At 49.4% G+C, this 20,333-nt stretch carries 13 protein-coding genes, 1 tRNA gene and 1 pseudogene; 9 read left to right on the forward strand and 6 right to left on the reverse strand.

Annotation, left to right across the window (positions count from 1 at the left end):
• Positions 1-29: 29 nt before the first annotated feature.
• Together ACTHSQ_RS09685 and ACTHSQ_RS09690 are read right to left on the reverse strand one after the other, a co-directional pair.
• A complete protein-coding gene (locus ACTHSQ_RS09685) occupies positions 30-1,547 on the reverse strand; it encodes a polyamine aminopropyltransferase (RefSeq protein ID WP_440371648.1) in 1,518 nt (505 codons plus the stop codon).
• Positions 1,548-1,671: 124 nt separating this feature from the next.
• Entirely contained in the window at positions 1,672-2,742 is a 1,071-nt protein-coding gene (locus ACTHSQ_RS09690) for a porin (protein WP_440371569.1), read from the reverse strand.
• Between the two features lie 328 nt (positions 2,743-3,070).
• Here ACTHSQ_RS09690 and ACTHSQ_RS09695 point away from each other — a divergent pair, with 328 nt between their 5' ends.
• From ACTHSQ_RS09695 to ACTHSQ_RS09715, 5 genes are all read left to right on the forward strand, one after another.
• Complete coding sequence (locus tag ACTHSQ_RS09695; RefSeq protein ID WP_440371568.1) at positions 3,071-4,690, forward strand: ABC transporter substrate-binding protein; 1,620 nt, start codon at positions 3,071-3,073, stop codon at positions 4,688-4,690.
• Positions 4,691-4,765: 75 nt separating this feature from the next.
• Positions 4,766-6,562 (forward strand): aminopeptidase P family protein, encoded by a 1,797-nt coding sequence (locus ACTHSQ_RS09700; RefSeq protein ID WP_440371567.1) that lies wholly within the window; start codon positions 4,766-4,768, stop codon positions 6,560-6,562.
• Between the two features lie 231 nt (positions 6,563-6,793).
• Positions 6,794-7,714: an oligopeptide ABC transporter permease OppB gene (gene oppB, locus ACTHSQ_RS09705; RefSeq protein ID WP_036472303.1), complete on the forward strand. Its 921-nt coding sequence runs from the start codon at positions 6,794-6,796 to the stop codon at positions 7,712-7,714.
• A gap of 72 nt (positions 7,715-7,786) precedes the next feature.
• Entirely contained in the window at positions 7,787-8,695 is a 909-nt protein-coding gene (oppC, locus tag ACTHSQ_RS09710; protein ID WP_003683112.1) for an oligopeptide ABC transporter permease OppC, read from the forward strand.
• 24 nt (positions 8,696-8,719) lie between these two features.
• Positions 8,720-10,324 carry an ABC transporter ATP-binding protein gene (locus ACTHSQ_RS09715; RefSeq protein WP_440371566.1) on the forward strand — a complete coding sequence of 535 codons (1,605 nt, stop codon included), beginning with the start codon at positions 8,720-8,722 and terminating at the stop codon, positions 10,322-10,324.
• Between the two features lie 129 nt (positions 10,325-10,453).
• Here the strand turns inward: ACTHSQ_RS09715 and ACTHSQ_RS09720 are convergent.
• Positions 10,454-10,544: transfer RNA gene (locus ACTHSQ_RS09720), tRNA-Ser, on the reverse strand.
• A gap of 79 nt (positions 10,545-10,623) precedes the next feature.
• Positions 10,624-11,403 (reverse strand): peroxide stress protein YaaA, encoded by a 780-nt coding sequence (gene yaaA / locus ACTHSQ_RS09725; protein WP_440371565.1) that lies wholly within the window; start codon positions 11,401-11,403, stop codon positions 10,624-10,626.
• 170 nt (positions 11,404-11,573) lie between these two features.
• On the opposite strand from yaaA, the gene ACTHSQ_RS09730 reads away from it, so the two are divergent.
• On the forward strand, positions 11,574-11,963 hold the full coding sequence (locus ACTHSQ_RS09730) for a RidA family protein (RefSeq protein ID WP_003746001.1): 390 nt from the start codon (positions 11,574-11,576) through the stop codon (positions 11,961-11,963).
• A 70-nt stretch (positions 11,964-12,033) separates the two neighbouring features.
• Positions 12,034-12,864 carry a symmetrical bis(5'-nucleosyl)-tetraphosphatase gene (locus ACTHSQ_RS09735; protein ID WP_070461450.1) on the forward strand — a complete coding sequence of 277 codons (831 nt, stop codon included), beginning with the start codon at positions 12,034-12,036 and terminating at the stop codon, positions 12,862-12,864.
• Positions 12,865-12,919: 55 nt separating this feature from the next.
• Here ACTHSQ_RS09735 and ACTHSQ_RS09740 read toward each other — a convergent pair whose 3' ends face one another.
• A complete protein-coding gene (locus ACTHSQ_RS09740) occupies positions 12,920-14,293 on the reverse strand; it encodes an FAD-binding oxidoreductase (protein ID WP_440371564.1) in 1,374 nt (457 codons plus the stop codon).
• A gap of 95 nt (positions 14,294-14,388) precedes the next feature.
• Positions 14,389-14,664 (reverse strand): hypothetical protein, encoded by a 276-nt coding sequence (locus ACTHSQ_RS09745; RefSeq protein WP_440371563.1) that lies wholly within the window; start codon positions 14,662-14,664, stop codon positions 14,389-14,391.
• 514 nt (positions 14,665-15,178) lie between these two features.
• Here ACTHSQ_RS09745 and ACTHSQ_RS09750 point away from each other — a divergent pair.
• Together ACTHSQ_RS09750 and glgB are read left to right on the forward strand one after the other, a co-directional pair.
• Positions 15,179-15,661, forward strand: coding sequence for an FKBP-type peptidyl-prolyl cis-trans isomerase (locus ACTHSQ_RS09750; RefSeq protein ID WP_440371562.1), 483 nt, complete (start codon positions 15,179-15,181; stop codon positions 15,659-15,661).
• Positions 15,662-15,878: 217 nt separating this feature from the next.
• A pseudogene (glgB, locus tag ACTHSQ_RS09755) lies at positions 15,879-20,166 on the forward strand (1,4-alpha-glucan branching protein GlgB).
• Positions 20,167-20,333: the final 167 nt, after the last annotated feature.

The raw sequence follows: 20,333 nt of genomic DNA on the forward strand, positions 1-20,333 counted from the left end.
GCAGATGTTTCAAACGGCCTTTAGATATTCTATCGCATCACATTGTTCCAATCGCTTTCAAAATAACTGACGAGAATTTGGTTGTTCAAATAATTTGCTTCCACCTTGCGCCTTGCCATATCGGGCGGAAAGCGGAACATTTCGGCAACAGTCTGGGCATTGAGATATCGTGTGGGTACGTCGAATTTTTGCGGAATGGGGAAGCTTTGGTCAAACCCTGCCAGCACAAATCCCCATTCGCCGAAGGAGGGGACGTAAACATGATAGGGTGCGGTATTCAACTTGGCCGCTTCGAGGGTGGCAACGACCGACCAGTAGGCGTTGGGGGCGAAGTAGGGCGAGGTGGATTGGACGACGATTTTGCCCTGCGGCTGAAGATGGCGGGCGACGAGGCGGTACATGGGGACGGAGTAGAGTTTGCCCAGCGAGAAATTGGACGGGTCGGGCAGGTCGATGATGATAACGTCGAATTTTTCAGACGACCTTTCCAGCCATTTGGCGGCATCGTCGTTGACGACGTGCATTTTGGGATGGGACAGCGAACCTTGGTTGAGCGCGCTCAAGGTGGCAGAGGTTTTAAAGGTGGCGGTCATGTCGGGGTCGAGATCGACCAAAGTAACATTTTTGATCTGCGGATATTTTAAGACTTCGCGTGCCGCTAATCCATCGCCGCCGCCAAGAATCAGGACGCGTTCGGCGTTCGGCACCATCTGCATGGCAGGCAGAACGAGTGCTTCATGGTAACGTGCTTCGTCGCGTGAGGAGAATTGCAGGTTGCCGTTGATATAGAGGCGGGTGTCGTCTTTCCAGCGTGTAACGACCAGCCGTTGGTAGGGCGAATGGCTTTGATAGACGACGGGGTCGCCGAAATAGCTTTGTTCGGCTTTGAAAGAGATACGGTCGGCGTAGGCAAAGAGTGTAATGAGCGCGGTCAATACGATAAACGCACGTGTACGGATGGCGTGATAGCGGGGTAATTCGGATTTGAAAACGCGTGCAGTCAGATAGGCAACGGCGGCGTTGAAAATGCCAAACAAGAGGGCGGAACGCGCCATGCCGAGTTTGGGGGCGAGCAGGAGCGGAAATAATAACGAGACGGCAAGTGCACCCAAGTAGTCGAAGGTCAATACTTTGGAAACGAGTTCTTTAAATTCCGCACCTTTTTGGTTTAACACGCGCATGACTAAAGGAATTTCCATGCCGACAACCATGCCGACAATCAGTACAAAAGCGTAGAGTAGGGTGCGGAACGGGGCGGCGGATAAACCGAAGGCCACAAATAATGCCAGCGCGGAAATGCCGCCGATGATGCCGACCAGAAGTTCGATTTCGATAAAGCGGTGCAACACGTCTTCGTCTTTGATGTAGCGGGTCAGGTGCGCGCCGATACCCATTGAAAACAGATAAAGCCCGATGACGGAGGAAAACTGCAAAATACTGTCGCCCAAAAGATAGCTTGCAAGCGCGGCGATGATGAGCTCGTAAGCGAGGCCGCAGCTGGCGACGATAAAAACAGAGATGATGAGGGTGCGGTGGGCGTTCATGATGACGTTTTTGTTGCTTGAGTGTGGGCAATGTAATGATTTTTAAGGTGGGCTGCAAGTTTATTTATAGGATGTAGAAAAGGCCGTCTGAACAAATTGTTTCAGACGGCCTTTAATCTGTCAGGCATTAATAGCGGTGTTTAAATACCATGCCCACTGCGTAAGAAGATTTTTTCGGCAAATCTTTGTCGTATTTCGGATTGACGTTTTCTTTCAACCAGCCGGCGCCGAGTGTGGCAGTTGTCCGTTTGGAGAAGCTGTAATCAGTGCTGACGGCAACGTGTTTGTAGTCTTCGCCGATAGAGCTTTTACCGTAGGCGAAGCCGATTTGAGGTTTGAAATTGCCTACTTTGTATGAGCCGGACACCATAAACTCTTTGGTGTTGTTGATTTCTTTGTCGTAAGAACCAGCTACGTTGCCTGCCGCATCTTTCCATACGCCCCAGCAGCTGAAGCCGTCGCAAGTGTTTTTGGCGTATTGGAACGCGGCATCGACGGAGATTTTGTCTTTGCTGTATCCGGCTATGAATGCATGGGCTTGGAAGTCTTTGGTTTCGGTCGGAGAGTCGTTGGGTGCGTATTCGGCAGCGTAGTGGGCGTTAAAGCCGTTGTTTGGGTGGTTGTAGTCCACACCCCAGCCGAAAACCCAGTCGCCGTCTCGTTTTTTGTCCGGATTCCAGTCGTTGTTGTTGCGTGCGGCATTGGAACCTGGGGAAACGTTGAATTTGAATTGGAAACCGTTTTTCCAAGGAGACTCATAAGCCATAGAAACGCGACGTTGGCCGAAGCGGGAAATTTTGCCGAATTCCAAAATCGAGCTGTTGGTGTCGAACGGGTTCAGATAAATGCTGTTCATGGGCGTACTGATGTAACCCATTTTGACGGTGCCAAGGTTTTTGTAGCTGTTGAGAGCGACGTATGAGTCGGCAGTACCCCAGCCGCCCCAGCGGTCGGAATCGAAGTAAATAAAGGAGCCAAGTTGCCATTTCAGCCATAAGTCGTTGTTGAGTCGTACTTCATCGGAGAGATAAAGACTGGAACTTTTATCGGAAATGGTTGTATTGGTTACGCCGGTTTTATTGTTGTGCTCGACCTCGGTCATAATGTATATGGTACCGTTCATTTTAGGTTCGGCGTGGGCGATGCTCATGGAAGAGCCGATGAGGGTAATGGCAACAAAACAAGATAACTTGTTCATTTTGTTCTCCTTTTATGTCTTTTTCTTAATTGGGGACGGGGTATTCGGATAATCTTATTTGACAAATTATAAAAAATCAATACATTTGTAATTTATCGTAGGATAAATTGAAAAATAGTTTTCAGTTACGTATTTTTGTGTTAATTTGCCAACAATCTTGGATGGCTCACTATTATCCTGATGGAATATGTGGTTTAAAACACTATTTTTATGACTTGAAATAGATGATTTAACTACACTGGAAAAATTCTAAATAAATGTAGTCTGGTGTAGTTTGAATAATCAGGCCGTCTGAAAAAGAAGAATACCCAAAAAGAAGGAATGAAATATGGCCGGAAAAACCTATCCGCTGTTGGCTGCATCATTGGCTGCCGTATTCGCGTTGTCGGCGTGCAGCCGCGATGTCAAGCCTGCTCCTGAGTTTAAGCGTACCGATTATGAGCGCGTGGTGGTCAGCAACGGCGTCGAGCCGGGTACGCTGGATCCTCAAATGAGCGGCGATATGGCGGCCGGTGCGATTATCCGTCAGTTGATGGATGGTTTGGTCGGTACGGATGCAGAAGGCAAAACCATTCCTGCTTTGGCGGAAAAATGGGAGAGCGAGGGTGAGCGTATTTGGACCTTCCATCTGCGTGATGCCAAATGGAGCAATGGCGATCCGATTACTGCCGAAGATTTTGTATACAGCTTCCGCCGTCTTGCCGATCCGGCCACCGGCGCACCTTTTGGCAGCTATTTGGTCGATGCACAAGTGGAAAATGCGGAAGATATATTAAACGGCAAAGCCAAGCCTGAGACATTGGGCGTCAAGGCCTTGGACGCGAAGACCCTGCAATTTACGCTGATTGCGCCCGTGCCTTATTTCCCCGATATGCTGATTCAGCAATTCACATTTCCGGTTCACCGCGCCACTGTTGAAAAATACGGCAATAAGTGGACGCAGCCCGGTCATTACGTTTCCAGTGGCGCCTATCTTTTAACGGATTGGAAAGTCAACAGCCACATTAATATGGAACGCAATCCCAATTATTACGATAAAGACAAAGTGGCTATTCCGAAGGCTGTTTTCTTGTCAGGTAGCGGCGAGTACAACCGTTATCGCGCCAATGAAATTGATGTGACTTACGGCATTCCCAGCGATCAGGTCAAAGTGGCGGATATTGAGTTTCCGGGACAAGTGAAACGTACAACTTCTTTGTGCAGCTGGTATTTGGAGCCGAACCACGAAGCGGCGCCGTTTAACGATCCGCGCGTCCGCAAGGCGCTCAATATGCTGACGCGCCGCGACATCGTCGTCAAAGTGGGCGGCCGCGGTGATACGCCTGCGTTCCAATTGACGCCGCCACAAATGCAGGGTGTGATTCCTGTTTATCCGGAGTGGAAAGAGTGGACGCCTGAAAAACGCATCGAAACTGCGCGCAAACTCTTGAACGAGGCAGGCTACAACGATGACCATCCGCTTGAGTTCGATATTTTGTACAGCACCAGCGAAGCGTCCAAAAAACAAATTACTGCCGTGCAGTCGGTGTGGAAAGCCGCCATTCCGTTTATCCGTCCGACTTTGTCCAACGAGGAATGGAAAACTTATTTGGATACGCGCGCGCAAGGCAATTTCAAGGTTTCGTTCAGCGGCTGGTGTTCCGATTTCAACGATCCAGCAGGTATGCTCAATATCTTGAAATCTAACAACTCAAATAATGCATTCCGCTACAAAAGCGCGGCGTTTGACACATTTATGAACAATACGCTGAAAGATGGTGTCAGCAAGGAAGCACGCAGCAAGCTCTATGCCGATGCGGAGAAGCAGCTTCAAGAAGACGCTGCACTGATTCCGCTGTATCATCAGGTTGAAGTGCGTATGGTTAAACCTGATATTATCGGCTATTCCGACAAAGACCCTTTGCGGAACTACACGGTCAAGAGCTGGTCGTTCGCACCGAAAAAATAGATTGATTATAGACAGCACAAGTTTTCAGACGGCATTGATGACAGAGGCCGTCTGAAACAATAGGAGACATAACACATGAAATCTGTACAACAACGTTTGTCCGCTTTACGCGAAGCCATGAAAAAACATGGCGTGGACGCGTTTGTCATTCCTTCCGCCGATCCGCACCTTTCCGAATACCTGCCCGAGCATTGGCAGGCACGCCGCGATTTTTCCGGCTTTACCGGTTCGGCCGGCACTTTGGTGGTGACCGCCGATAAAGCAGGCGTGTGGACGGACAGCCGCTATTGGGAACAGGCAGGCCAACAGCTTGCGCCAAGCGGCATCGAGCTGCAAAAAATGGGTGTTGATGCACCTTATACCGAGTGGTTGGCACAAAATCTGCCCGAGGGTGCAGTGGTCGGCGCGCCTGCCGATATGTTCGCACTCAGCGGCGAGCGCGGTTTGAAACAGGCACTTGCCGCCAAAAACATCCGCCTCGAATATCCTGAAACCTTGTTGGACGAAGTGTGGGACGACCGTCCTGCATTGCCGACTCCGGAAATCTACGTTCACCATCCCGACTATGTTTCCGAAACTGCAGCTGAAAAACTGGCCCGTATCCGTGCGGCCATGAAAGAGCAGGGCGCAGATGCGCATTTGGTTTCTTCTTTGGACGACATTGCCTGGATTACCAATCTGCGCGGCGATGATGTACCGTTCAACCCTGTGTTCTTGTCCCATCTGTTTATCAGCCAAGACAAAGCCGTATTGTTTACCGATGCAGGCCGTCTGAAAGCAGAATCTGCCGAAGCTTTGAAAGCGGCAGGTTTTGAAGTATTGCCTTATGCGCAAGCAGCGGATTATTTGGCAGGTGTTAAGGGCGCATTGCTGATTGATCCGAACAAAACCGCTGTCGGCACTTTGCGCCGCCTGCCTGAAGACATTCGTTTGATTGAAGCCATCCACCCAAGCACATTCTTCAAATCAGTCAAATCCGATGCCGACATCGCCCATATCCGCAATACCATGGCGGAAGACGGCGCGGCATTGTGCGGCTTCTTTGCCGAGTTTGAACAAATCTTGGCAGACGGCGGTGAATTGAGCGAGCTGGATATTGACGGCATGCTCTACAAACACCGCAGCCAACGTCCCGGCTTTATTTCGCCAAGTTTCGACACCATCGCCGGCTACAATGCCAATGCCGCATTGCCTCATTACAGCGCGACACCGGAAAACAACAGCAAAATCAAAGGCGACGGTATGCTGCTGATTGACTCCGGCGGCCAATACTGGGGCGGTACGACCGACATCACGCGCGTGGTTCCCGTCGGCAATCCGAGTGCGGCCATGCAGCGCGATTACACTTTGGTGTTGAAAGCGCATATTTCTCTGGCGGAAACCATTTTCCCTGAAAACATCAAAGGCCCGATGATTGATGCCATCTGCCGCAAATCGCTCTGGCAGGCGCAATGCGATTACGGTCACGGTACAGGTCATGGCGTGGGCTATTTCCTCAATGTGCATGAAGGTCCGCAAAGCATTGCCGTCGCCGCCGTGCCGCAACCGCATCACGCGATGAAGTCAGGCATGCTGACTTCCAACGAGCCGGGTCTTTACCGTCCGGGCAAATGGGGTATCCGTATCGAAAGTTTGGTAATCAACCGTCCGGTTGAAAATCCTGAGGAAACCGAGTTCGGCAAATTCCTGTATTTTGAAACCGTTACCCTCTGTCCAATCGATACGCGTCTGATCGATACCAAACTGATGACCGGCAGCGAAATCGAATGGCTGAACCAATATCACGCCGAAGTGCGCCGCCGTCTCGAGCCTTTGACAGAAGGCGCGGCCAAAGCATGGCTGATTGAACGCACCGAACCTTTGGCGCGTTAACGTGAAAGGCCGTCTGAAACGGCGGATACAAAGTTTCAGACGGCCTTATAACAATAATTATCTAAAAACTAAAAAACCTTACCCGACTCCGAATAAAAACAATAACCCGGTCGGAATAGAGAGAGAAACCGGCGCGGCGACGTTACAGATGCCTGCTGCCATTCATCCGATTTCCGCTTCAGGTCAGCTTGTTTTCACGAGTCCGGTATGTTCAGACAGGACAGCCTGATTATGTTGAAATTCATCATCAAACGGATATGTGCTTCCATCCCGACCATGCTGGTGTTGATTACCGTATCTTTTTTCCTGATGCGGCTTGCACCGGGCAGCCCGTTCACAGGTGAACGCAATTTGCCGCCTGCGGTCATGGCCAACATCGAAGCCAAATACCACCTCAATGACCCGATGTACCTCCAATATTTCCACTACCTCAAGCAGTTGGCGCAGGGTGATTTGGGACCATCGTTCAAATATAAAGATTTCAGCGTTAATGAGTTGCTTGCCCAATCCCTGCCGGTATCGGCAGAACTTGGCTTCTACGCCTTTTTGATTGCCGCCATCTTCGGTATGTTTATCGGCATCATCGCCGCCTTAAAACAAAACAGTTGGCTGGATTATTCGCTGATGAGCGGCGCGATGACCGGTATCGTCGTTCCCAGCTTTGTGATGGCGCCGGTATTGGTGCTGGTGTTTGCCGTCAGACTGCAATGGCTGCCTGCCGGCGGTTGGAACGATGGCGCACTAATGAACTTGATTTTGCCCGTCGTTACTTTGTCCATCGGTTATGTGTCCAGTATCGCGCGGATTACGCGCGGCGCGATGATCGAAGTATTGAACAGCCCCTTTATCCGCACGGCACGCGCCAAAGGCCTGCCCATGAGCCGCATCATCCTGCGCCATGCATTGCGTCCTGCCATGTTGCCGATTGTTTCTTTCTTAGGCCCGGCATTCGTCGGCATTATCACTGGCTCCATTGTGATTGAAAACGTGTTCGGTATTCCCGGCGTCGGACAATTGTTTGTCAACGGCGCGCTCAACCGCGACTACGGCATGATTTTGGGTTTGACGATTTTGGTGGGCATTATGACCATTTTGTTCAACGCCATCCTCGATATTCTGTATGCCATTATTGACCCGAAAATCCGTTATTAATCCCATTTGCGCAAAGGCCGTCTGAAACGTTCAGACGGCCTGAAGAAAGAATAAAAAGCGAGAGAGAACATTATGTTATTCAAAAAGAAGCAGACTCAGGCCCTTGCAGAGGCAGCAGAATACGCCCAAGTACACGGCAAAAGCCTGTGGAGCGACGCATGGCGGCGTTTTAAACAGAACAAAGCGGCGGTGTACAGCATTATCATCCTGTTGTTGATCAGTATTTTTGTGATTGTGGCGCCATGGATTGTCCGCTACACCTACGACTTCACCGACTGGGATAATATGCAGATTCCGCCGTCCTTTTCTACCCATCACTATCTGGGTACGGATTTGCTCGGCCGCGATTTGCTGTCGCGTGCGGCAACCGGCGGACGTATTTCCTTGCTGGTCGGTGTGGCCGGCGCATTGGTGGCCGTTGTCATCGGTACGCTTTATGGTGCGATTGCCGGCTTTATCGGCGGTAAGCTCGATTCGCTGATGATGCGCTTTTTGGAAATTCTGAACGCGTTTCCGTTTATGTTTTTCGTGATTCTGCTGACCACGTTCTTCGGCCGCAATCTGCTTTTGATTTTTGCCGCCGTGGGTTTGGTGTCTTGGCTGGACGTGGCGCGTATTGTGCGCGGTCAAACCTTGAGCTTGAAGCATAAAGAGTTTGTCGAAGCGGCGCGTGTGAGCGGCGTGGCAAAACGTAAAATCGTAACGCGCCACATTATTCCGAATGTTTTGGGCGTGGTGATGGTGTATGCCTCTTTGCTGGTGCCGGGCATGATTATGTTTGAATCCTTCTTAAGCTTCTTGGGCTTGGGTGTGCAAGAGCCGATGACCAGTTGGGGTTCGATGTTGCAAGAAGGCGCGATTTCTATGGAAGCTGCACCTTGGCAGCTGCTCGTGCCGAGTTTCTTCTTGGTAACCACTTTGTTCTGTTTCAACTTTATCGGCGACGGCCTGCGCGATGCGCTTGACCCGAAAGACCGCTAAACCACAACCAAAAGGATAATCAAAATGACAAAACAGTTACTGGTTGTAGAAAATCTGGACATCAATTTTGAGCTGCATGAGAAAACCGTTCATGCCGTGCGTAATGTCAGCTTTAAAGTGGCAGAGGGCGAAACATTGGCTTTGGTCGGCGAGTCCGGCTCGGGCAAGTCTGTAACGTCCATGTCCGTTATGCGCCTGTTGCCTGAAAAATTTGCCCGATACAGCAAAGATTCGCGCATTACTTTTGACGGCATTTCCATTTTGGATGCCGATGAGAAAACCCTGCGTGATTTACGCGGCAACCGCATCAGCGTGATTTTCCAAGAGCCGATGACCTCGCTCAATCCGTTTATGCGTATTGGTGCGCAGCTGATTGAAGCGGCGCGTGTGCACAATAAAAAGCTTGGCAAAAAAGAAGCAGGGCAGAAGGCATTGGCATTGCTGGAGCGTGTGGGCATCAAAGAAGCCGAGCGCCGCATGAAGCAGTATCCGCACGAGTTTTCCGGCGGTCAGCTGCAACGCATTATGATCGCCATGGCGCTCATCAATGAACCTGACTTGCTGATTGCTGACGAACCGACCACCGCTTTGGATGTAACCATTCAAGCCGAGATTCTCGATTTGCTCCACGATTTGCAACAGCAAATGGGCATGGCGATTATCTTCATTACCCACGATTTGGGTTTGGCGGAACACTATTCCAAAACCGTCTGCGTCATGCGTAACGGCGAAATTGTCGAGCGTGGCAAAATCAAAGAAGTATTTGCCCATCCGAAACACGAATATACCGCCGAACTCATCAATGCCATTCCTAAAGGCATGAAAGAGCCGGAAGAAAACAACGCCGGTGTGTTAATCGATGCCGATAATGTCAATGTTTCTTTCGTATTGAAGCAAAACTTTTTCGGCAAATCGCTCAAAACTTTTGACGCTGTCAAAGGCATCAGCTTCAAAATTAAAGAAGGCGAAACATTGGGCGTCGTCGGCGAGTCCGGTTCCGGCAAATCCACGTTGGGCAAAGCCGTCATGCAGATGCTGCCTTATACCGGCCATATTTCTTTTGAAGGCAAAGACCTGAAAAACTATACCGCCGAAGAAGCACGCCGTCTGAAATCGCAACGGCAAATTGTGTTCCAAGATCCGTTCGGTTCGCTTTCACCACGCTTGACCGTTGGCGAAATTATTGGCGAAGGTTTGACGGTTCATCATCCTGAAATGACCAAAAAAGAACGTATCCAGCGCGTTTTGGAAGTCATGAAGGAAGTGTCCCTGCCGCTTGACGCGCTCAACCGTTATCCGCATGAATTCTCCGGCGGCCAGCGTCAGCGTATCGCTATTGCACGCGCCGTTATCCTGCGCCCGAAATTCATCCTTTTGGACGAGCCGACCTCTGCACTTGACCGCTCCGTACAATCCAAAGTGGTCGAACTTTTGCGTGACTTGCAGAAGAAATACGGTCTGACTTATATGTTCATCAGTCATGATTTGTCTGTCGTGCGCGCCGTCAGCGACAACGTGATTGTGATGAAGCAGGGCGAAATGGTTGAGTACGGCAGCGCGGATCAGATTTTCCATCATCCGCAAAACGATTACACCAAACGTTTGATTAACGCCGCATTTGATTTGTAGAAAAGGAAAAGGCCGTCTGAAAAGAAATTTTCAGACGGCCTTTACGGAATTCTTTGGATTTGAAAATAAAAAAGACTTGAATCATCAAGTCTCGCATTTCATTTTCACTAGATAAAAAAATATCAAGAATGGCGGAAGCGGTGAGATTCGAACTCACGGAGGGCTATCAACCCTCGACGGTTTTCAAGACCGTTGCATTAAACCGCTCTGCCACGCTTCCATTCTTGAAGCCGTAATATTAATGGAACTTACGGCCTTTGCCAAGAGGTATTTTAGAAAAAATATCTAGGATTCTGTTTTTATTTAGATTGTTCTTCACGCATGAATACCCATTCGGCTTCGTTTGAAGCTGCTTCATTGAATGAATAGCCCTCGTAGTCGAAATTTTTGAGCATTTCAGGATCGGTAATGCCGTGTTCTGCCGCGTAGCGCACCATCAAACCGCGCGCACGTTTGGCGTAGAAGCTGATGATTTTGTATTTGCCGTTTTTCTCGTCTTTAAAAATCGGTGTAATCAGGCGTGCGTTGAGTTTTTTGGTGTTGACGGATTTGAAATATTCTTGTGAGGCGAGGTTGATTAAAACGTCGCTGCCGGCTTGCTTCAGTGTTTGGTTGAGCAGGTTGGTGATTTTATCGCCCCAAAATTCGTAGAGGTTTTTGCCGCGTGAGTTGGCAAAGGCCGTACCCATTTCCAAGCGGTAGGGCTGCATCAAGTCGAGCGGGCGCAGTACGCCGTATAAGCCGGAGAGCAGGCGGACGTGTTGTTGCAGGTAGTCGATTTGTTCCGGTTTGAGCGTATCGGCGGCGATGCCTTCGTAGACATCGCCGTTGAACATAAATACGGCCTGTTTGGCGTTTTCAGGCGTAAACGGCGTGTGCCATACGGCATTGCGTTCGGCATTGAGCAGGGCGATTTTGTCGGAAACATGCATCAGCTCGGCGATTTGTTGAGGGGCAAGCTGGCGCAACTCTTGCATCAGGATTTCTGCTTCGGGCAAAAGGTCGGGTTGGGTAAAGCTGCTGACGGGGGAGGGGTCTTTTTCGTTGAGGTTTTTGGCTGGGGATAAGACAAAAAACATGATAATTTCGGCTTTGAAATGAATAATGTGTAGGATTGTAGGTTTAAAATCGGGGAAGAACAAGACGGGATAAACGCATTAATTGAATGCTTTTATTGAAACGTATTTCTGTTGAAAGTAAAATTCGAAGCTTCCACCTGATTCTGACATTTCTATTTGAGGAGAATATCATGTCTAAAACCATTATCCATACCGACAAAGCCCCTGCCGCGATTGGTGCATACAGCCAAGCAGTCCGTGCAGGCGACACGGTTTATATGAGCGGTCAGATTCCTTTGGATCCGGCTACAATGACTGTGGTCGGCAATGGCGACTTCCGCGCCGAAGCAGTGCAAGTCTTTAAAAACCTGCAAGCCGTAGCAGAAGCGGCAGGCGGTTCTTTGAACGATATCGTCAAACTCAATGCTTATTTGACCGATTTGGCCAACTTTGCCGTATTCAATGAAGTGATGGCTGAATTTATCGAACAGCCTTTCCCTGCACGCGCTGCGGTGGGCGTGGCTAGCCTGCCTAAAGGTGTTCAGGTTGAAGCAGAAGCAGTATTGGTTTTAAATGCATAATTGATGTTTTCAGACGGCCTGGGCTGGGCTTGAGGCCGTCTGAAAATAATAACAATGGAAAACAATAATAATGGCACATTACGCAATCGGAGACATTCAAGGCTGTTTTGACGAGCTGACTTTGTTGCTTGCCAAAATCGGCTTTAATCATGGTACGGACACCCTTTGGCTGGTTGGTGATATTGTCAATCGCGGCCCGAAGTCCTTGGAAACCCTGAAATTTGCCAAAGAGCATGACAGCAGTGTGCAAATGGTTTTGGGCAATCATGATTTACATCTTTTGGCAGTCGGTTGCGGTGAAGGAACGCTTAAGCGCAGTGATACAGTTGAGCCGATTTTGACCCATCCCGATAGTCATGCCATGCTGGACTGGCTGCGTCATCAGCCGCTGTTGGTGCGCGGCGACAGACATGTGATGGTGCATGCCGGTATTTTGCCGCAATGGTCGGTTGATAAGGCTGAAAGTCTTGCCCGTGAAGCTGAGGCTGAATTGCAAGGTAAAAAATACAGGAAATTTTTTGGCAAAATGTACGGCAACAAGCCGACCGAGTGGACGGACGATTTGACAGGCTATGAGCGCCTACGCATGATTATCAACGTCTTTACCCGTATGCGTGCGCTGACGTACAAAGGTGAATTGGATTACGAATATAAATCCACTTTGAAAAAAATGCCGCTTTACCTGCGCCCTTGGTTTAAAGCGCCCGATAGGCAGAATTTGGATTATATTACCGTGTTCGGACATTGGTCGTCATTGGGCTACGTTAATACCGATCAGGTTATTGCTTTGGATACCGGCGCGTTGTGGGGCGGAGAGCTGACAGCGGTCAATTTGGATACCAATGAAGTGATACAGGTACCTTCCTTGGGCGGATTGGATTGGAAAACGGCATTGAAATAGTTTGAATAAGATAAAAGGCCGTCTGAAATGTTTCAGACGGCCTTTTTGTATTTTGTTAATCCAGAGAAGGCAGGAGTTTGTCCGGATTCATAATGCCATAAGGGTCAAGCTGATTTTTGATGGCATGCATCAGCATGAGTTCGGCCTGCGTACGCACACGGGGCAGCCAATGTTTTTTGATGATGCCTACGCCGTGTTCGGCGGCAATCGTGCCGTGGCAGGCAAGGATGTTTTCATAAACAATGGTATTGACGGCGTCTTCGTATTGGTAGGCTTCGTTACTCAATACGTTGGGCAGGAATGTATTGTAATGCAGGCTGCCGTCGCCTAAATGTCCGAAGCAGACAATTTGTATGCCGGGAAAGCGGGTTTCCAAGGCAGGGGCGCATTGGCGGACAAAGGCGGCCACTTGGGCGATAGGGACGGCGATGTCGTGTTTGATGCTGGTGCCGAGTTTACGTTGGGATGCGGAAATATTTTCACGCAAGGTCCATAAGTCGGAGCGCTCTTGCTCGGATTGCGCCAAGATGCTGTTTTCCCATCCGTTTTGATAGAGAAATTCGGCAAGCTTTTCATCCAGTCCGGCATCGGGAACGGAATCTGCAAGTTCTATCAAAATATGCCATTCCGCATCAGCAGGCTTTTTGAGTTGGCTGAATTCCGAAGATAAATCGAGGGCGAAGTGGCTGATTAGCTCGAAGCTGGTCAAGCGCTCGGCAAAATGGCCTTGCGCCGCAGTTAAAAGAGAGACGGCGGATTCAATATCGTCTAAACCTACCCATGCGGTCGCTTTGGTTTTGGGCTGGGCAAAGAGTTTGAGTGTGGCGGCGGTAATGATGCCCAATGTTCCTTCGCTGCCGATAAAAAGATGGCGCAAGTCGTAGCCGGTCGTGTTTTTGTGCAGGGGCTGAAGGTGGGAAACCAGTTCGCCGTTTGGTAAAACGACTTCCAAACCCAATACCAAATCACGCATGCTGCCGTAACGCAAGACATTCAAACCGCCGGCATTACAGGCGATATTGCCGCCGATTTGGCAAGAGCCTTCGCTGGCAAGGCTGAGCGGAAACAGTCGTCCGGCTTCGGCTGCCGCCTTTTGAGCATTTTGCAAAATCACGCCAGCTTCAACCGTCATGCTGTTGTCCGCAAGGTTGATATCGCGGATGCGGTTGAGCTTGGAGAGATTGAGCAGTACACCTTCGCTTGTTACCGTTGCGCCGCATAATCCGGTATTGCCGCCTTGCGGGGTTACGCGGATGCGGTTTTCAAAACAGAAACGCATGATTTTCTGCACGCTTTCGACAGAGTTCGGCTGTAAGACAATATCCGGCGAAGAAACAAAACGGCGGCGTTGGTCGTTTAACAAGGTCGGAGTAGCTTCAATGATTTCAGAGGCGGAAAGAAACTCAGCAAAACGGTCGTGAAGGTGCATGGCAGTCAGGCGGAAAAGTCGGGAAGGGGAAAATGAAGAATGTAAAAAAGCAGGATACGCAATGGTATCCTGCTTTTCTTATATTCAAAAGAATATTATTTAGCAGCTTCAGAAGCAGCGGCTTCAGTAGCAGAAGCAGCAGCTTCAGTAGCAGATGCAGCAGCTTCGGTAGCAGAAGCAGCGGCTTCAGTAGCTTCGGTAGCAGCAGAAGCAGCGGCTTCAGTAGCAGATGCAGCAGCTTCAGTAGCAGAAGCAGCGGCTTCAGAAGCAGCAGAAGCAGCAGAAGCGGCAGTTTCAGCAGCTTTATCAGCACCGCCACAAGCGGCCAAAGCTAAAGACAACAAAGCAGCAGCGAACAGAGATTTTTTCATTTTTGAGGACCTTTTTTAAATCGATTTAAACATTTAAACTAAAAATAGCCGTCAAACGGCCTGTACAGTAGAAATTCATTGCTGAATTTTCGTTATTATGCCCCACGGGGTGGGCCAATGCAACGTTGCTTAACCGTTTGCGGATTAAAATCAATACAAAATTAGCGAAAATAATGTAAATCAGGGAGGCAGGTAAAAAATCATCTAAAAATATTCATAATTAATGAACTTTTAAAAAGTTATTTATATTCAATAATTTGATTTTTTTAACTGTTGTTGGTTTTAAGGATTTAGAATGTTTTTGCGTTTGGGGAATTTTTTGTAATTTAGCAACTTTGTGTTGTGAAAAAGCAACTTTTATGGATTGGAATCATTCAATTTTGTTTTTCATATGGACTTTTTCGGTTTTGTTGTGTTCGCCAAAAGTATTTGTTTAAGGTAAACCGATTGTTGAGTTACAGCTGTGATAGAATAGCCTGAACCTGACTTTTAAATATTGATTAAGGACGACATGATGTCTATTGTTAAAAATTCCGTAGTTTCCCTGCATTATGAAATGTACGATGCAAATAACCAGTTGTTGGATAAAACCGAAGAGTCGATTGCTTACCTGCATGGCGGTTATGACGGTATTTTCCCTTTGGTGGAAGAAGCGTTGCACGGCAAAAATGTAGGTGATACCGTTGAAGTGGCTTTGTCGCCTGATGATGCTTTCGGAGAGCAAGATCCTGAGCTGGTGCGTATTGAAGATGTAAGCGTATTTCCTGTTGAAGTTGAAGTCGGCATGATGTTTGAAGCCGATGATCCGGAAACCGGCGATGTATTGATTTATCGTGTAACCGATGTTGCTGACGGTAAAGCCGTAGTGGACGGCAACCATCCTTTGGCCGGTATGAAAGTATTGTTCAAAGCGACTGTTGAAGGTGTACGCGATGCGACAGAGGAAGAAATTGCCCACGGTCACGTACATGGCCCGCACGGTCATCACCACCACTAATCAGGTTTGAAGCATGATAAAGGCCGTCTGAAAAGGAATGAAACCTTCCTTTTCAGACGGCCTTTAAGTTTTTACAAGACAGATAAATAGGAAATTTTGGCGCAGGTCAAATCAAACAGGGAAATATGGATTTTGTTAGAGATTACAATGAATTACATGTAACGGTGCGACAAGATCTGTATTAAGATTCAGATATTGGTAAAACAGGCAGAGTGCAATGAGTGAGACATTGGAGCAGCAGGCCGTAGCGGCCGGTATTGATTTAGGCTACCACGACATCAACGGTACATATCATGCGACCAAACCTGAAGTTTTTGAATCGATCGTTGCTGTTTTGGACAAAAGCAAACCGGATTCAGACGGCCTTTATCTGAATACGATGGTCGCGCATGAAAACGGCGAAGAGTCTTTACAGATGCCGTCTGAATTTCATGGTGCGGAAGTGGTTGTATTGATTGATGAGGCGGATGAGTGCCAGACCTTGACTTTATATCCGGGCGACAACGATACGCTTTGGATTAAGCTGCCCCAACTGGCTTGCGGTTATTACACTTTGTCGGCCGAGACCGGCGGAAAATGTTGCCTTGTACGCCTGATTGTTGCGCCTGAATCGGTTTACCAACCCAAACTGCTTGCCAATGGCGGTCGGATGAATGGTTTGACCATGCATTTGTACAGCCTGCGTTCCGAGCGCAACTGGGGTATAGGCGACTTTACCGATTTGCTGAACCTGATGAAAGTATGCGGCAGAGAAAAAGCTGGATTTTGTCGGTATCAACCCTTTGCACGCCTTGTTTACCAGCAAGCCTGCCTTTGCCAGCCCGTATAGCCCTTCTTCGCGCGAATGGCTCAATCCGATTTACTTGGATATCGAAAAAGTCGGCGCGTTTACTTATAACGAGCAACTGAAAAACTGGCTGGCACAACCGAAAATCCGTCAGCGCATTGCTGCTTTGCGTGTTACGGAAACGGTAACTTATACGGCGGTTTGGACATGCAAGCGTGATGCGCTGCAAATGGCGTTTAACGCGTTTGAACAGGATACTTGCGAAGCTGCGGCAAATGAACGCGCTGCATTTGAAGCATTTGTATTAGAAAAAGGCAAAGCTTTGCAGGGCTTCGGTTTGTTTGAGGCTTTGGACCAGTATTACAGTCGTTCCGGACAAGTGGGTTGGCAGTCATGGCCGTCTGAATTTCATCAGCCTGATAGCAAAGCAGTAGAAAAATTCGCGCGCAGCCATGAACGTGAAATCCGTTTTTATATGTGGCTGCAATGGCTTTGCGCGGAGCAGTTGCAAGAAGTTAACCAAGCCGCTGCCGAATACGGTGTCAAACTTGGTATTTACGGCGATTTGGCGGTCGGCGTGGCGCGCGGCAGTGTGGATACTTGGTTACACCGCTAAGATTATTGTATGGACGTATCGGTCGGTGCGCCGCCCGATCCGTTCAGCCCGACGGGGCAAAACTGGGATTTGCCGCCGCTCAATCCGTCGATGTTGAAGCATACGGGCTATGAAAAGTTTGCCCATCTGTTGCGTGAAAACATGCGCCTGTATGGCGTGTTGCGGATTGACCATGTGATGGCATTGTGTCGTTTGCGGTGGGTTTTAAACGATAAAACAGCGGATTTCGGCGCATATGTGCATTACGATGCCGAAGTGACTTTCGCCATATTGGCTTTGGAAAGCCAGCGCAACCGTTGCGTCATCATCGGCGAGGATTTGGGAACGGTACCCGATCAAGCGCGTTATCTGCTTAACCGCTATCAAGTGTTCTCCTACAAAGTGATGTATTTCAGCAAGGGCTGGAACGGTTTCCAACTGCCTGAAGAATACCCTGAGCAGGCGATTACGGTCATCAGTACCCACGATGTCGCGCCGCTGGCAGGTTATTGGATGGGCAAAGATTTGGATACGATGTTCAAACTCGGTACTTTGCCTGATGCAGCCGCTTTTCAGACGGCCTTGGATGAGCGCGAACACGATAAAGCCGATTTGCTGGACAAATTGAAATATACCGGCTGTCTGGGTGCAGACGTGCAAATGCCGGCAAAAGCCGATGAAACTTTGCTGGCGGCTTTGCACAGATACGGCGCATTGAGCCGCAGCAAGCTTTACGCCGTACAACTGGAAAACCTGCTGGGCGTCATTGACAATTTGAATGTCCCCGGCGTGCCGGACGGTTATCCGAACTGGGCGCAAAAAATGCCGGTTTCTTTGGAAGATTTCCTACAACACCGCCTCATGGGCGGCCAACTTGCCATTATTGACGAGGTACGCATGAAAACAAACAGCTAAATCAAGGCTTATCATGAACTTGACCAAATCGAGCGCGATACGGTCGAAAGCCTGTTTCTTGCCACCCACAGCGACTTGTTCGCTTATCTGGGACGACACCGCCTTGCAGAGGGCGATGAAGTGGTGCGCGTTTTGATTCCCGGCGCAGTAAGCGTGGATATCGTGAACCGCCGCAGCGGTGAACTCATCGTGCCGTCTGAAAAAATTGATGAACGCGGTTTCTTTGTGGCTGTTTTGCCCGATGATGCGCCCGATTACGCTTTGAGTATCCGTTATACCGAAGACTCCGAGCCTGTGATTGAAGAAGACCCTTATCGTTTCAACTCTGAGTTGCAAGATATGGATTCCTGGCTGTTGGCCGAAGGCAAGCACCTGCGTCCTTATGAGACTTTAGGTGCGCATTTTGCCGAATTGGACGGCGTGAAGGGCGTACGCTTTGCCGTATGGGCGCCAAATGCGCAACGCGTTTCTGTTATCGGCGAGTTCAACAACTGGGACGGTCGCCGCCATGTGATGCGTTTCCACCGCGACAACGGCATTTGGGACATCTTTATTCCGGCAGTCAAACTCAACGCCCTCTACAAATTTGAAATTCGCGATGCCAACGGCGATGTGCGCGAAAAAGCCGACCCGTATGCTTTCGGTGTGGAGTTGCGTCCGAATACGGCGTCTGTCGTGCGCGGTTTACCGGAAAAAGTGGACGCACCCGACTTCCGCGCCCGCGCCAACGCCATTGACGCGCCCATCAGCATTTATGAAGTGCATTTGGGTTCGTGGAAACGCAATCCCGAAAACAACTTCTGGCTGACTTACGAACAGCTCGCCAAAGAATTGGTTGCATACGTCAAAGACATGGGCTTCACCCATATCGAATTCCTACCCGTTTCCGAATATCCTTTTGACGGCTCGTGGGGCTATCAGGCGACCGGATTGTATGCGCCGACCAGCCGTTTCGGTTCGCCGGAAGAATTGCGCGTATTGATTAAAGCCGCGCACGACGAGGGCATCAGCGTTATCCTCGACTGGGTGGTCGGCCATTTCCCAACCGATGATCACGGTCTGGCCAAATTCGACGGAACCGCGCTGTATGAACACGCCGATCCGCGCGAAGGATACCACCAAGACTGGAACACCCTGATTTACAACTTCGGCAGAAACGAAGTGAAAAACTTCCTGCAAGGCAATGCCCTGTATTGGATAGAACGTTTCGGCTTCGACGGTATCCGCGTTGACGCGGTGGCTTCGATGATTTACCGCAACTACTCACGTAAAGACGGCGAGTGGATTCCGAACCAATACGGCGGCCATGAAAACCTCGAAGCCATCGCTTTCCTACGTGATACCAACACCATGTTGAAAGAGGAGGTTCCGGCTGCGACTGAAATCGCCGAAGAATCCACATCGTTTGCCAATGTGATCCGCCAAGAAGGTTTGAACTTCAGCTTCAAATGGAATATGGGCTGGATGAACGATACTTTGCGTTACATGATGGAAGACCCCATCAACCGCAAATATCACCACAACAAAATGACCTTAGGCATGATGTACCAGTACAGCGAAAACTTTGTCCTGCCGCTTTCACACGATGAAGTCGTGCACGGCAAACGCTCGCTGCTCGGACGTATGCCCGGCGACTGCTGGCAACAATTTGCCAACCTGCGCGCCTACTACGGCTTTATGTACGGCTTCCCCGGCAAAAAACTCTTGTTTATGGGCAACGAGTTTGCACAAGGCCGCGAGTGGAACTACAACGAAGGACTGGATTGGTTCCTGCTGGAGCAAGAGGGCGGCTGGCACAAAGGTGTACAAGACTTCGTACGCGAGTTGAACCATGTCTATAAAGACACTGCGCCGCTTTACCAATTAGATCAATGGCCTGAAGGCTTTGAGTGGCTGGTTGCCGATGACGGCGACAATTCCGTATTTGTCTTCGAGCGCCGTGACCGCGAAGGCAACCGTGTTATCGTCATCAGCAACTTCACGCCTGTGGTGCGCGAAGGCTACCGTTTCGGTGTGAATTCTGCCGGCGAATACCGCGAAATCCTCAATTCAGACGACCTGCATTACAAAGGCAGCGGTGTTTCTGCCGGCGCAACGGTGGAGACAGAAGAAGTTTGGTCGCATGGTAAACCAAATTCCCTGTCTGTTACCGTACCGCCGTTGGCAACCGTTTACCTGTATCAGGCGGCAGTCAAAGACGAAGCGTAAATCAACTTTGAGGGTGGGCATCATGCCTGCCTACTGAACTGAAAATTAAAAGATAGTGATATCAATATGACTCAAGGCCGTCTGAAAGCTTTGAACTGCACCCCAAAAGTTGGACATCCCCCCTCCAACTCACAAGGTGCAGTTTTTTTATGAGCAAATATACATTA

It is taken from the genome of Neisseria sp. P0009.S008 (assembly GCF_051958615.1).
In the GTDB taxonomy this organism is placed as follows: domain Bacteria; phylum Pseudomonadota; class Gammaproteobacteria; order Burkholderiales; family Neisseriaceae; genus Neisseria; species Neisseria subflava.

Excerpts from the sequence above, each read along its gene's own strand:
- ACTHSQ_RS09730 (WP_003746001.1), top strand. The coding sequence starts at position 11,574 with ATGTCTAAAACCATTATCCATACCGACAAAGCCCCTGCCGCGATTGGT.
- ACTHSQ_RS09735 (WP_070461450.1), top strand. The coding sequence starts at position 12,034 with ATGGCACATTACGCAATCGGAGACATTCAAGGCTGTTTTGACGAGCTG.
- ACTHSQ_RS09745 (WP_440371563.1), bottom strand. The coding sequence starts at position 14,664 with ATGAAAAAATCTCTGTTCGCTGCTGCTTTGTTGTCTTTAGCTTTGGCC.
- ACTHSQ_RS09700 (WP_440371567.1), top strand. The coding sequence starts at position 4,766 with ATGAAATCTGTACAACAACGTTTGTCCGCTTTACGCGAAGCCATGAAA.
- ACTHSQ_RS09740 (WP_440371564.1), bottom strand. The coding sequence starts at position 14,293 with ATGCACCTTCACGACCGTTTTGCTGAGTTTCTTTCCGCCTCTGAAATC.
- ACTHSQ_RS09690 (WP_440371569.1), bottom strand. The coding sequence starts at position 2,742 with ATGAACAAGTTATCTTGTTTTGTTGCCATTACCCTCATCGGCTCTTCC.
- oppC (WP_003683112.1), top strand. The coding sequence starts at position 7,787 with ATGTTATTCAAAAAGAAGCAGACTCAGGCCCTTGCAGAGGCAGCAGAA.
- ACTHSQ_RS09715 (WP_440371566.1), top strand. The coding sequence starts at position 8,720 with ATGACAAAACAGTTACTGGTTGTAGAAAATCTGGACATCAATTTTGAG.
- ACTHSQ_RS09750 (WP_440371562.1), top strand. The coding sequence starts at position 15,179 with ATGTCTATTGTTAAAAATTCCGTAGTTTCCCTGCATTATGAAATGTAC.
- ACTHSQ_RS09695 (WP_440371568.1), top strand. The coding sequence starts at position 3,071 with ATGGCCGGAAAAACCTATCCGCTGTTGGCTGCATCATTGGCTGCCGTA.
- yaaA (WP_440371565.1), bottom strand. The coding sequence starts at position 11,403 with ATGTTTTTTGTCTTATCCCCAGCCAAAAACCTCAACGAAAAAGACCCC.
- oppB (WP_036472303.1), top strand. The coding sequence starts at position 6,794 with ATGTTGAAATTCATCATCAAACGGATATGTGCTTCCATCCCGACCATG.